Below are 12421 nucleotides of genomic sequence, written 5' to 3'. Positions count from 1 at the left end.
CGGGTGTGTTCGCCGGGACCATCAGGCTGCCTGGCGTCGCAGCGTCTCGACGTCTTCGGCGCAGGGGCGGTGGCCGCGCAGATAGAGCGCGCAGGTTGTGCGCAGCATTGACGCGAAATTCGGGATTTCGCCATTGATCTCAATGGCTTCATCGTAGAGCTTCGAGATGAATTTCGGCGTCGTCAGACCCTGGCTGTCGGCGATTTCATCCAGCAACTCCCAGAAAGTGGCTTCGAGCTGGATGCTGGTCGAATGGCCGGCGATGCGGATCGACCGGTTGATCTGACGATATCCTTCCGGGTCCTGTCCGGCAAACACCCTGCACATTGAAAATCTCCCATCTTACTTTGGCTTTGGCCGGCACATCCGGCATCAGCCAGCTTTCAGTTTATCTTCCGCCGAAACGCCGGAGCCGGCAATCGGACTTTCGTCCGCGAGACAATAACAGAATCGGTAAAACCATAAGTGGGAGCATGGATTTGCGCGTGGTAACGGGCTGCCACCAAACTCTTTTCGCCGCGCCCATAATCCTCCTCATCAGAAAGATCAGGACGGAGTTCCCTTGGCCAAGGCAATCCACACGATGATCCGGGTTCTGGATGAGAACCGGTCGGTCGAATTCTACAGACAGGCCTTTGGCCTCGATATTGCCGAGCGCCTGGATTTCGAGACCTTCACGCTCGTCTATCTCAGCAATCCCGAGAGCGATTTCGAAGTTGAGCTGACGGTCAACAAGGGACGGGCGGAGCCTTACGCTCTGGGTGACGGCTATGGTCACCTGGCGGTGTCCGTGGCCGATCTCGATGCGGAACACGATCGATTTGGCGCGCTCGGCCTCAACCCGAAGAAGATCGTCGAGTTCAACCGCGACGGTGCGCTCCTGGCGCGTTTCTTCTTCGTCGAGGATCCCGACGGCTACAAGATCGAGGTTCTGCAGCGTCACGGTCGTTTCAAATAGGAGGAAATGCTGTCGCCCCTGGGAGGGGATGCGACGCCAGCCACAGCGCCGGGAGGCGCAACAGCAAGCAAGGGAGGAGAAGTTGGTCACAATTCACGAAGGCAGGCCTGGCCTGTCGCGCCGCGAGCTTCTGAAACGCGGCAGCATCGGCGCGTTGCTGGTCATTGCCGGCAACGCGGTCATCAGCCCCGAAAACGCCTGGGGTCTGGAAACCTCCGCGTTGAAACCGGAGACCATGGCAACGCTGATCCAGATGGCGCGCGACATCTACCCGCACGATCAGCTGGCCGACAAATTCTATGCGGTCGCGGTGAAAGGCCATGACGAACAGGCGGGCAAGGATGCCAAGCACAAGGAACTGATCGAGGTCGGTATCGCGGACCTCGACAAGCGTGCCGGCGAGGGAGGGTATCGCGGGCTCGGCTGGGAGGAGGAGCGGGTCTCTGTGCTCAAGGCCATCGAGACGACACCGTTCTTCCAGGCGGTGCGTGGGGGGCTGGTCGTCAGTCTCTACAACCAGAAAGAGGTCTGGCCGGTGTTCGGCTACGAGGGCGAGTCCTACTCCAAGGGTGGCTACATCAGTCGCGGCTTCGACGACATCGAGTGGCTCTGAAACACACCCGTCACCCAGCAAGGAATTCATGGGAGGAAACCATGGCAGCACCATTCGACCTGAAGAATGATGGCGTTGTCGTCATCATCGGCTCGGGCGCCGGCGGCGGCACGCTCGGCAACGAACTTGCCCAGAAGGGTATCGACGTCGTCATCCTCGAAGCAGGCGGGCGCTATGAATATGACGATTTCGTCAATGACGAGTGGGACAGCTTCGCCCAGCTCGCCTGGAAGGATATGCGCACCACTTCGGGCGACTGGCGTGTCGCAAAGGACTTTCCAAACCTGCCGGCCTGGATCGTCAAGGCGGTAGGTGGAACGACGACGCATTGGGCAGGTGCCTCGCTGCGCTTGCAGGATCACGAATTCAAGGCGCTCACCACCTACGGCAAGGTCGAGGGCGCCAACCTGCTCGACTGGCCTGTCACCCTTGCTGAACTCGAACCTTATTACGCCAAGGCAGAAGACAAGATGGGGGTGACGCGAACGAACGACATCCCAGGCCTTCCGGGTAACAACAACTTCAAGGTGTTGAAAGCCGGAGCCGACAAGCTCGGCTATAAGGAATGTCACACCGGTCGCATGGCAATCAATTCGCAGCCGCGCGACGACCGCAATTCCTGCCAGCAAACTGGATTTTGTTTCCAGGGTTGTAAGTGGGGTGCCAAATGGTCGACGCTCTACACTGAAATTCCCAAGGGCGAAGCGACGGGGCATCTTGAGGTGCGCCCCAATGCCATGGTTATCAAGATCAACCACGACGCGTCGGGCAAAGTGACCGGCGTCGTCTATGCCGACAAGGAAGGCAAATTGCAGGAACAGAAGGCGCGCATCGTCGCCGTTGCCGGCAATTCGATCGAAAGTCCCCGCCTGCTGCTCAATTCGGAGTCGTCAAAGTTCGCCCACGGGCTTGCCAATTCCTCGGGGCAGGTGGGACGGAACTACATGCGCCACACCACAGGCTCGGTCTATGCCATCTTCGACAAGCCGGTGCACATGTACCGCGGTACCACAATGGCCGGCATCGTGCGCGACGAGGCACGCAACGATCCTTCGCGCGGTTTCGTTGGCGGCTACGAACTGGAGACGCTGTCGCTCGGGCTGCCGTTCATGGCCGCATTCCTCGATCCCGGCGGCTGGGGGCGCTCCTTCACCACAGCGCTCGACCATTACGATCATATGGCCGGCCTGTGGATCGTCGGGGAGGACATGCCGCGCGCCGAAAACCGGGTGACGCTGCATGCTTCCGAGAAGGACACGCATGGCATGCCCGTGGCCAACGTGAATTTCGACGATCATCCCAACGACACCGCGATGCGCAACCATGCCTACAAGCAAGGCACGGCGCTCTATGACGCGGTCGGCGCGACGCGGGTCTTCCCGACGCCGCCTTATCCGTCCACGCACAATCTCGGCACCAACCGGATGAGCGAGAAGCCGGAGGACGGCGTCGTCAACAAGCATGGCCAGACGCATGACATCAAGAATCTGTTTGTCTCCGACGGCAGCCAATTCACCACCGGGGGTGCCGAGAACCCGACACTGACCATCGTCACCTTGGCGATCCGTCAAGCCGACTACATCGCCAAGGAGATGGCCGCCAGGACGATCTGAAAACTCGCAGGCCTGTTCGCGCGGAACGCCACGGTGTTCCGCGCTTTTCGTTCAAGGGTTGCGGATCGTGCAGGTCGCCGCGCTGAAGGCGCCGTCCGGCTGGCGCATGACGATGTCGAAAGAGGCGTCGGTGGTATCGTCGGCCGTCACCTGCGTCAGCGAGATGCCATTGCCGCCGCTGGTGAAACCGCCGACAGGGCCAAGCCAGCTGATCTCGCCATTGTTGTCCATCTCATAATTATAGCCTTGCATCAAAGGGCCGTAGGTCGGACCGCTATAGACGCGTCCCTTGATCTTGATATCGCCCAGGTTGACGAATGCGCCGAGCAGGTAGACCTCGCAGCGATAGCTGCCTTCGGGCAAGGTGCCGTCGGCAATGGCAGCGCGCGCGTTGCCGGTCGCAAGTCCCGCAGCCATGAAAGATAACAAAAGGGTCAGGCAACGCATCATCGATTGGTCCGAATGCGGTCGGCGCATGCTTTGCACCATTTTTTCGACAAGACCGCAACATCGCCGAACGTCGCCCCTTGCACAAACTTCACCGCTGAAATCATATATTCTGGATGACTAATATTGCTGCGCTTTGGTCCACCCATGTTACCCTTTGGTTGGCCTTGGTGAGTCGGCCATATTTTCCGCGTCAAACTTGATTTGGGGGCAGATCGAGGAAGATCTCGACGGCGTGGGCCAGTTCCGCGCTGGAGGATGAATACAGCGTTTCTTCCGTGATCTCGGCGTTACTGGGCACATCGGGCAAGGGACGGGCCGATGGAGACTTTTTTCGAAGACTACCAGAAGCGGCGGCTCGTCGAGCGCGTCGACATCCTGACGGCTATCAACATCCTGAAATCGCAGGGTTACGACGACGACGAGATCATCACCGAGATCACCCGCGTCTTCTACGTCGATCTCGATGAATACAACGATCTGGTAAGAGCAGCCTGAGTTTCAGGATACATCTTTCGGCTTACACCGGAAGATCTGAGAAAGCCTTCAGGACATTGTGCTACCGTAGCCTGTCCAGCGAGGGGGCCGGGGCATGAAACATCTCATCCTCGTTCATGGCAGGGATATCAAGCCGGCCGGTTCGGCGCTGGCAGCACTTGCCAAGCGCGCCATCGTCGCCGGATTGCGGCGGGCGGGCAAGGCCGATGTCGCAGACGACCTCCAAGGCGGCGCCATCAAATTCAGCAGCGCGTATTACGGCGATGTCACCAACCGCATCGAGGCGTCCTACGACCCCAAGACCGCCGCATTGCTGACCGCGCAGAACGATCCGCCATATGATTTCAAGCCGTGCTTTCCGGCGGCGGCATTGGATGACGCCTTCGATTTGACCGACGCGCTGCGGACTTTCAACAAGAAGAGCTATCGCCATGTCCTTGATATCGCCAAAGATTGGCGCTTTCTCGACGAGGCGATACACGCGGCTTCCATGTTCGGCGAGCTGTTTACCTTCGGCCTCGTCAACTCGCTGGTCGAAGTCTCGATCAAGTGGGACCTTGCCGTCTATCTCACATCGCAGCGTGTCGGCTCGGACATCCGCGCCCGGCTCCAGGATGTTCTGAAGCAGTCGTTGGCCGACGGCGATGACGTTTGCCTTGTCACACACAGCATGGGCTGCATGGTCGCCTACGACGTCTTCTGGAAGTACTCGTTCCGGTCCGAATATGAGGGCCGGCGCGATGCATCCGCAATCCCGGTCAGGCTCTGGCTCACATTAGGCTGTCCGCTCGGCGAAATCGGTATCCAGCGCAATCTGCTCGACGCCGTGGCGTTGGATGACGAAAAATATCCGCGCAACCAGTTCGTCGACTGGATCAATGTCCACGCAGAGGACGATTTCATCGCGCATGTGCAAAGTATGCGCACGGCCTTTGCAACCATGCGCACCAAACATTATTGCCGCTCGATCACCGACAGGAAGATCTACAACTGCTGGCATTATCGCGATGCGTCTAGCGGGCAACTCGTGTCCAACCCGCATGATTTCTATGGCTATCTGATGAACCAGGATACAGCCAGGATCGTGGCTGGCTGGGCGGAGTGAACCGATGGTTTCAAAGAAACCCCAAACCCCTCCGATCTCGCTTGCCGACCTACGCAAACGCTGCCGCAACGCATCGCTCAGCGAGCAGGAACTCACCGACTACTTCCTGCCGGACGAAGAACACAGCAAGCCTTTCGCTCCCGCTTTGAAACTTAACGAGGCGTTGGTCGAAGTCGGCCGCGCCAGGCCAGCCCCTGACGCAATCTCCAAACTCTACGCCGAGGCAACGCGAGCGCAGACCCCGCCTCCAAGGAAGCCGAGGGTACTGACGCAAACATTTCGCAGGGCGGCAAGGACCAGGCTTTTGGCCGAGGGTGACTCCTGGTTCAACCTGCCGGACTACATCTATCCAAAGACGGCAATCGACTTTCTAGGCAGCGATTATGATTTCGAAGTCAGCAACATCGCGCTCTGGGGCGATGAACTGGAAGCAATGGTCACAGCGAAGCAATATCGCCAGCCGTTACGCTCCGGTCTGTTCGGGCATTTTCTGTTCTCTGGCGGCGGCAATGACGTGTTGGGTTCCATCCCGACCTATGTGAAGCCTCGAAAGTCAGGCGATGCCGATCCGGCGCACGCGGCCGACTACATCAAGGCGACATTCTCGCAGAAGATCAGCCAGATGATGGGCTTCTATCGGTCGCTGGCCAATGATGCGCGCGACGCCACCGCAGGCCGTGTCGTGCTTTACGTGCACGGCTATGCCAATGCCATTCCGAAGAAGGGCGGACACTATCTCGGCGGTCCGTTGGAAACGCTCGGCTTTGATCCGATCGCTCATGCGCCGCTGTGCCGGGCAATCGTTGCCCAAATGGTCAAGCTGTTCAACGACGCCTTGCAGTCGTTCGCGCAGAGCACCGCGCATGTCGTCTACAGCGACCTCAGGCCGGCGATGACCGACCGCGACTGGTACCGCGATGAAATCCACCCGAATGAATCCGGTGCAAGAAAGATCGCCAGGATTTTTGCGGAATCCGTTCGTGCCAACACACCGAGCGTGTGATGGCACGTCCTAAAGCGGAATGTTGTCGTGCTTCTTCCAGGGATTCTGCAGGTCCTTGTTGCGCAACATCCTCAGCGCTCGTGCGACGCGGCGACGCGTCGAGTGCGGCATGATCACCTCGTCGACATAGCCGCGTTCCGCGGCCACGAAAGGTGACAGGAAGCGGTCCTCGTATTGTTTGGTGTGTGCCGCGATCTTCTCGGCGTCGCCGATATCCTTGCGATAGATGATTTCGACGGCGCCCTTGGCGCCCATCACGGCGATCTGCGCCGTCGGCCAGGCGTAGTTCATGTCGCCACGCAGGTGTTTCGAGGCCATCACGTCGTAGGCGCCGCCAAAGGCCTTGCGGGTGATCACCGTCACCTTTGGCACCGTTGCCTCGGCATAGGCGAACAACAGCTTGGCGCCGTGCTTGATCAGTCCGCCATACTCCTGCGCGGTGCCGGGCAGGAAACCGGGAACGTCGACAAAGGTGACGAGCGGAATGTTGAAGCAATCGCAGAAGCGTACGAAGCGTGCTGCCTTGCGGGAGGCGTCACTGTCCAGAACACCGGCCAGCACCATCGGCTGGTTGGCGACGAAGCCCACGGTGCGCCCTTCGACACGGCCGAGACCGGTCACGATGTTCTTGGCGAAGGAAGCCTGGATCTCGAAGAAGTCGCCTTCGTCGACGGTCTTCAGGATCAGTTCCTTGATGTCGTAGGGTTTGTTGGCGTTGTCCGGAATGAGGCGGTCGAGCGACATGTCATGCTCGGTTACCGATTGATAGCATTCGACTTCCGGTATCTCGGCGGTGTTGGAGGCTGGCAGAAGGTCGACCAGTCGTCGCATCTGCAACAGCGCCTCGACATCATTGTCATAGGCTCCGTCAGCGATCGAGGACTTCGTCGTGTGTACGGAAGCGCCGCCGAGCTGCTCGGCCGTGACAGTTTCGTTGGTCACGGTCTTGACGACGTCCGGACCGGTCACGAACATATAGGAGGTGTCCCGGACCATGAAGATGAAGTCAGTCATGGCGGGCGAATAGACGTCGCCGCCGGCGCAGGGACCCATGATCAGCGATATCTGCGGAATGACCCCGGAAGCCAGTACGTTGCGCTGGAAGATTTCAGCATAGCCGCCCAGCGCTGCCACGCCTTCCTGGATGCGCGCACCGCCGGCATCATAAAGCCCGATGATCGGCGCGCGGTTGCGCAGCGCCATGTCCTGCACCTTCATCACCTTCTCGGCATGCGCTTCCGAAAGCGAGCCGCCGAATACGGTGAAATCCTTGGCGAACAGATAGACCGGACGACCGTTGACCGTGCCCCAGCCGGTGACGACGCCGTCACCGGCGACTTTCGATTTCTCCATGCCGAAATCGGTGGAACGATGTTCGACATACATATCGAACTCCTCGAACGAACCTTCGTCGAGGAAGATCTCAATACGTTCGCGTGCAGTCAGCTTGCCCTTGGCGTGCTGGGCATCGATGCGTGCCTGACCGCCCCCCAAACGGGCGATGTCGCGCCGGCGCTCGAGTTCCTTCAGCACTTCCTTCATTGGGCGGCCTCCCTCAGATATTTAGTCCGCTTTTGGTATCGGCGTGGCGCGGGGAGCGCAAGCGGGGCTTTGATTTCACGATGCAAACCCGTATTTCGCATGCCTCGCGCAGTCATCGACGGCTGTAGTTTGTCTCCTGAACGCGGTTAGACGCCCATGCGCAATGCTGCATTGCAACATGAGGCTCTTGCATTTCTTCGCGAACTCCTCCATATGCCGCCTCATAGGCGCTCGGGCCGGGTCTTTCCGGCTTTCTCCCTGATTGAGACTGGTTGCGTCTGTTCCCCTTGCCTTGGGCAAGGCGGTGTAAGTCCCGCGGCAAGAGGCCGGCGGGCACGACAGCGCAGCCGAGCGGGCTTTTTGGCCCGCCCTCCTTGTCGTCCCATTCCTGTTTTTGACGGCGGGTTGCGCCCGGCCGCCATTGCTGTTTGCGGCAATCGCCGCACGAAAGAAGATTATTTTGACCAATGAAACCAATGCGGAGCTGAATGGCTTCGCCAAGCTCGGAATTTCCGGCCAACTGCTGAAGGCCACCAACACGGCAGGCTTCACCGAGCCGAAGCCGATTCAGGAGCAGGCCATCCCCGCACAGCTGGCTGGCCGGGACATCCTGGGCATCGCCCAGACCGGCTCCGGCAAGACGGCGGCCTTTGCTCTGCCGATCCTCTCGCGCATCATCGCGCTCGGCACCAAGCGCCGGCCGAAGACGGCACGCGCCCTGATCCTGGCACCGACCCGCGAACTGGCCGTCCAGATCGAAGAGACGATCAAGGTGCTCGCAAAAGGCGCGCACATCTCCACCGCGCTCGTGCTGGGTGGCGTTTCGCGCTTCAGCCAGGTCAAGAAGATCGGTCCCGGCGTGGATTTCCTGATCGCGACTCCCGGCCGCCTGATGGATCTGGTGCGCGAGAAGGATGTCATCCTGTCGGAGACCACCTGGCTGGTTCTCGACGAGGCCGACCGCATGCTCGATATGGGCTTCATCAACGACGTCAAGCGCATCGCCAAGGCCACGCATCCGGCAAGGCAGACCGCGCTGTTCTCGGCCACCATGCCGAGCGAGATCGAGCAGCTGACGCAGAGCCTGCTGCGCGATCCGGTGCGCGTGGAAGTGGCGCCGCAGGGCACCACGGCCGCCGAGATCGTGCAGAGTGTCGTGCTCGCCCGCACCAAGCAGAAGCGCAAGGTTCTGTCCGACATGCTGGCCGACGACGCCATGAGCTCGGTGATCGTGTTCGCCCGCACCAAGCATGGCGCGGATCGTGTCACCAAGGATCTCGAGCGCGACGGCTTCGAGGCTGCTGTCATCCACGGCAACAAGAGCCAGAATGCTCGCCAGAAGGCGCTGAATGGCTTCCGCGATGGCTCGGTGCGCATCCTGGTCGCCACCGACATCGCCGCGCGCGGCATCGATGTTCCCGGCATCAGCCATGTCGTGAACTTCGACCTGCCGGACGAGGCTGAAAGCTACGTTCACCGCATCGGCCGCACCGGCCGCAATGGCCGCGACGGCATCGCCATCACGCTGGTCGATCCGTCCGAGAACAGCAAGCTGCGTCAGGTCGAACGCATCATCCGCATGAAGTTGCCGGTACTGGCCGATCACCTCGGTCAGCCTGACCCGGCCCGTGAGCCGCGTCCGCAGGGTGAACGCAACTTTGCACCGGCAAATGACGGCGCGCGTGAAGAACGTCGCGACAGCAGGTCGCGTAATGACGGCTTCGGCAAGAAGCGCTTCGGCGGCAAGCCGCAGGGCGGGCGTCCGTTCTCCGGCAAGTCGGATGGCGAAAATGGCGCTCAAGGCGAGCGCAACCAGAGTGGTGACCGCCCCTTCAGAGCCAAGCCGAATGGCGAACGCCACTTCCACGGCAAGCCCAAGGGTGATCGGCCGTTTGGTGACAAGCCACACGGCGAGCGCAAGCCCGACGGCGGCAAGCCGTTCCGCGGTAAGCGCCGTTTCAACCGCAAGCCGGCTGCGCGGGCTGCCTGATCAAAAGAATGGGGCCGTCCAGCTTGGATCGGCCCCATTCTCTTATTGTCCTAGGCTTTGTCTGATCCATGACACTTTCCTTACGCCGCCTGGGTTTGCAAGACATGGCTCGTGTCGCTGTCGTTTTGCGGCAGGCGTTCGACGAGCGACTGCCGTGGCTGGCGGGAATTCACACCCCGCAAGAAGACCGGCGCTTCTTCGAAAATCAGGTCTATGCCAGCTGCGAGGTCTGGGGCGCCGTCGACGGTGAAATCATCGGCTTCATCGCTTTCCGGGAAGGGTGGGTTGATCAGCTCTATGTTCTGCCGGGCCATCAGAAGCGAGGCATTGGTGTGGCTCTGCTCGATGTGGCGAAGGCGGCCTGGCCGGTACTACAGCTCTGGACATTCCAGAAAAACATGGCTGCGCGCCGCTTCTATGAGAAGCATGGCTTTACGGCCATCCAGCAGACCGACGGTCGCGACAATGACGAGCGCGAGCCTGACATCCTCTATCGTTGGCTTCAACAGGCTGGCCTTGAGAGCTGACGCTCAACCCTGCGATGGCGCGAAACGCGCGACCAGCTCGTGGCTTTCGGCAGCATAGACGAAGCGCACCTGCGTGACCGGGCGTTCGGCATTCCAGGTTCGTCTTTCCACGACAAGGCACGGTGAACCAGCCGTGATATCGAGCGCCGAGGCAACACCTTCGTCGGCGGCCATGGCGCGGATGCGGTGTTCGGCTGCATTCCACGGAACATGTCCGACCAACCAGGGGTTCGGGCTGATTTCCAGGAACTCTTCCTCCTCCGCCTCCGGAACGGCACTCAGGTTGATGAGCCGCCTTTCCTGACAGAACGGCCGCTTGCCGGCAAAGTGCCGGCATTCCACCGCCAGAACCGGTCCCGCGGCATCAAGGCCCAGCAGTTCGCGATCTTCGGTGCTGGAACGGCGCTTGAGGCGCGACACACGCTCGAAGTGATAGGGCAGGCCGGTTGCCTCCACTTCGGTGCGGATGTCGTGGATCTCGAGGATCGCGGCCTGGGAATGCGGCTGGCGTACGAAGCTGCCCGAACGCCGGCGCCGCTCGATCAGGCCGGCCTTGGCGAGCTGTGACAGCGCCTTGTTCACCGTCATGCGCGAGCAGCCATATTCGGCCGTCAGTTCGTGTTCGAAAGGAATGCGATGACCCGGCGCCCAGACGCCGGACAGGATTTTTTCGCTGATGTCGGACAGGATGCGCTGATGAAGCGATGCCGGTTCCGTTGTCGTGTTCATCAGCCTGCTGTTCTCCGCTGTTCGAATCCCGGCAGCCCTTAGCCGGCCGACAACCGCATCATCACATTCCGGAAGCGTTCGGCAATGGCCTCACGTGCGAAATGGCGGCCATTCTCCACCAGCTTGCGACCATGGACCCACGCACAGTCGACGCGGGTGCCGCCGGCGAAGACCCAGGTATCGAGGATCGCGTCGCCGCATTTTCCGGCGAGCGAAGGATGGTTGGCATCAAGCGAAACGAAATCTGCTGGCATGCCGGTCGCAAGGCCTGCTGTCTCAAAGCCGAGAGCCGCGTTTCCCCCCATCAAGGACTGCGTGAACAGATTCTCGCCGTTGGACTGACCGGGGGCAGCCAACACGTTGCGGGCGCGGTGGAAAATGCGCTGGGAATATTCGAGCTGGCGCAATTCGTCAGCAACGCCGATCAGAACGTTGGAGTCTGAACCGACACCGTAACGGCCGCCATGGCTCGAAAACAACGGGGCGGAGAACGTGCCGTCCCCCAGATTGGCTTCGGTGATCGGACACAGGCCGGCAATCGCGCCGGACTTTGCCATGGCAATCGTCTCGTCATCCGTCATATGCGTGGCGTGGATCAGACACCAACGGCGGTCGACGGCCTGGTTCTCCAGCAGCCATTCCACGGGCCGTTTGCCGGACCATGCGACACAATCCTCGACTTCCTTCACTTGTTCGGCGATGTGGATGTGGACCGGCGCCTCTGGCTCAAGCTTGGCGACCACCGACAATTCTTCCGGAGTGGCCGCGCGCAGGCTGTGTGGAGCGACACCGACAACTGCCCGATCGAGCCCTGCTACTGCTTCTTTCGATTTCTCGAGAAGTCTGGAGAACCCGTTCAGATCATTGATGAAGCGGCGCTGACCTTCGTTCGGTACACCGCCGCCGAAGCCCGAGTGCGCATAAAACACCGGCAACAATGTCAGCCCGATACCGGTCGCCTTGGCCGCGGCCGCGATGCGCTCGGCCATTTCGGCGATGTTGGCGTAGGGCCTGCCGTCCCGATCGTGATGCAGATAGTGGAACTCGCCGACCCGGGAAAATCCGGCCTCCACCATCTCGACATAGAGTTGGGCGGCGACTGCTTCGACGTCTTCCGGCGTCATCGACAGGGCGAAGCGATACATCACTTCGCGCCAACTCCAGAATGAATCAGAGCCGGGGCCACGCGTTTCCGCAAGACCTGCCATGCCGCGCTGAAAGGCATGGCTGTGCAGGTTGGGCATGCCGGGAACAACGATGGCGTGCCGTTCGTCGCCGGCCCGGATGGCAGCGTCAGCTTCAATGGAGATCAGCACGCCATCGGCGATGATAAGGCGCACATTCTTGCGCCAGCCGTCGCTCAGAAGAGCCTGTTCCGCAAAAATCGCCGTCACGC

The 12421-nt window shown here is 60.6% G+C and carries 13 protein-coding genes; 8 read left to right on the top strand and 5 right to left on the bottom strand.

The window, feature by feature from the left end:
- Positions 1–21 precede the first annotated feature (21 nt).
- Positions 22–327, bottom strand: a complete 306-nt coding sequence (locus ACFWYE_RS23425) for a ribbon-helix-helix domain-containing protein (protein WP_379071391.1) — start codon at positions 325–327, stop codon at positions 22–24.
- A gap of 235 nt (positions 328–562) precedes the next feature.
- Between ACFWYE_RS23425 and ACFWYE_RS23420 the strand changes: the two genes are divergently transcribed.
- The 3 genes from ACFWYE_RS23420 to ACFWYE_RS23410 all read left to right on the top strand — a co-directional run bounded on the left by ACFWYE_RS23420 (position 563) and on the right by ACFWYE_RS23410 (position 3184).
- Positions 563–958 carry a VOC family protein gene (locus ACFWYE_RS23420; protein WP_379071388.1) on the top strand — a complete coding sequence of 132 codons (396 nt, stop codon included), beginning with the start codon at positions 563–565 and terminating at the stop codon, positions 956–958.
- A gap of 82 nt (positions 959–1040) precedes the next feature.
- A complete protein-coding gene (locus tag ACFWYE_RS23415; protein WP_379114678.1) occupies positions 1041–1571 on the top strand; it encodes a gluconate 2-dehydrogenase subunit 3 family protein in 531 nt (176 codons plus the stop codon).
- A gap of 41 nt (positions 1572–1612) precedes the next feature.
- Positions 1613–3184, top strand: coding sequence for a GMC family oxidoreductase (locus ACFWYE_RS23410; RefSeq protein WP_379114676.1), 1572 nt, complete (start codon positions 1613–1615; stop codon positions 3182–3184).
- 51 nt (positions 3185–3235) lie between these two features.
- Here ACFWYE_RS23410 and ACFWYE_RS23405 read toward each other — a convergent pair whose 3' ends face one another.
- Positions 3236–3601, bottom strand: a complete 366-nt coding sequence (locus ACFWYE_RS23405) for a hypothetical protein (protein WP_379114674.1) — start codon at positions 3599–3601, stop codon at positions 3236–3238.
- A gap of 351 nt (positions 3602–3952) precedes the next feature.
- Between ACFWYE_RS23405 and ACFWYE_RS23400 the strand changes: the two genes are divergently transcribed.
- The 3 genes from ACFWYE_RS23400 (at position 3953) to ACFWYE_RS23390 (ending at position 6237) form a co-directional block, all read left to right on the top strand.
- On the top strand, positions 3953–4129 hold the full coding sequence (locus ACFWYE_RS23400) for a hypothetical protein (protein ID WP_165358265.1): 177 nt from the start codon (positions 3953–3955) through the stop codon (positions 4127–4129).
- Between the two features lie 94 nt (positions 4130–4223).
- Positions 4224–5234 (top strand): hypothetical protein, encoded by a 1011-nt coding sequence (locus ACFWYE_RS23395; RefSeq protein ID WP_379114672.1) that lies wholly within the window; start codon positions 4224–4226, stop codon positions 5232–5234.
- 4 nt (positions 5235–5238) lie between these two features.
- Complete coding sequence (locus ACFWYE_RS23390) at positions 5239–6237, top strand: hypothetical protein (protein ID WP_379114670.1); 999 nt, start codon at positions 5239–5241, stop codon at positions 6235–6237.
- A 9-nt stretch (positions 6238–6246) separates the two neighbouring features.
- On the opposite strand, the gene ACFWYE_RS23385 is transcribed toward ACFWYE_RS23390, so the two are convergent.
- Positions 6247–7779 carry an acyl-CoA carboxylase subunit beta gene (locus ACFWYE_RS23385; protein WP_379114668.1) on the bottom strand — a complete coding sequence of 511 codons (1533 nt, stop codon included), beginning with the start codon at positions 7777–7779 and terminating at the stop codon, positions 6247–6249.
- A 460-nt stretch (positions 7780–8239) separates the two neighbouring features.
- On the opposite strand from ACFWYE_RS23385, the gene ACFWYE_RS23380 reads away from it, so the two are divergent.
- Both ACFWYE_RS23380 and ACFWYE_RS23375 read left to right on the top strand, forming a co-directional pair.
- Entirely contained in the window at positions 8240–9769 is a 1530-nt protein-coding gene (locus ACFWYE_RS23380; protein ID WP_379114666.1) for a DEAD/DEAH box helicase, read from the top strand.
- Positions 9770–9894: 125 nt separating this feature from the next.
- Positions 9895–10296: a GNAT family N-acetyltransferase gene (locus ACFWYE_RS23375; protein ID WP_379114664.1), complete on the top strand. Its 402-nt coding sequence runs from the start codon at positions 9895–9897 to the stop codon at positions 10294–10296.
- 3 nt (positions 10297–10299) lie between these two features.
- Here the strand turns inward: ACFWYE_RS23375 and hutC are convergent, their stop codons facing one another.
- Positions 10300–11025, bottom strand: a complete 726-nt coding sequence (hutC, locus tag ACFWYE_RS23370; RefSeq protein WP_379071367.1) for a histidine utilization repressor — start codon at positions 11023–11025, stop codon at positions 10300–10302.
- 38 nt (positions 11026–11063) lie between these two features.
- Positions 11064–12419, bottom strand: a complete 1356-nt coding sequence (locus ACFWYE_RS23365) for a formimidoylglutamate deiminase (RefSeq protein ID WP_379114662.1) — start codon at positions 12417–12419, stop codon at positions 11064–11066.
- Positions 12420–12421 lie beyond the last annotated feature (2 nt).

It is taken from the genome of Mesorhizobium sp. NPDC059025, from assembly GCF_042739655.1.
Classification (GTDB): Bacteria; Pseudomonadota; Alphaproteobacteria; order Rhizobiales; family Rhizobiaceae; genus Mesorhizobium.
The sequence above is the reverse complement of the archived record's forward strand: the minus strand, read 5'-3'. Positions and strand labels throughout refer to the sequence as shown.

Bases quoted from the DNA above. Each gene is read 5' to 3' on its own strand.
- ACFWYE_RS23425 (WP_379071391.1), bottom strand. From the start codon at position 327: ATGTGCAGGGTGTTTGCCGGACAGGACCCGGAAGGATATCGTCAGATC.
- ACFWYE_RS23410 (WP_379114676.1), top strand. From the start codon at position 1,613: ATGGCAGCACCATTCGACCTGAAGAATGATGGCGTTGTCGTCATCATC.
- ACFWYE_RS23405 (WP_379114674.1), bottom strand. From the start codon at position 3,601: ATGGCTGCGGGACTTGCGACCGGCAACGCGCGCGCTGCCATTGCCGAC.
- ACFWYE_RS23400 (WP_165358265.1), top strand. From the start codon at position 3,953: ATGGAGACTTTTTTCGAAGACTACCAGAAGCGGCGGCTCGTCGAGCGC.
- ACFWYE_RS23395 (WP_379114672.1), top strand. From the start codon at position 4,224: ATGAAACATCTCATCCTCGTTCATGGCAGGGATATCAAGCCGGCCGGT.
- ACFWYE_RS23390 (WP_379114670.1), top strand. From the start codon at position 5,239: ATGGTTTCAAAGAAACCCCAAACCCCTCCGATCTCGCTTGCCGACCTA.
- ACFWYE_RS23385 (WP_379114668.1), bottom strand. From the start codon at position 7,779: ATGAAGGAAGTGCTGAAGGAACTCGAGCGCCGGCGCGACATCGCCCGT.
- hutC (WP_379071367.1), bottom strand. From the start codon at position 11,025: ATGAACACGACAACGGAACCGGCATCGCTTCATCAGCGCATCCTGTCC.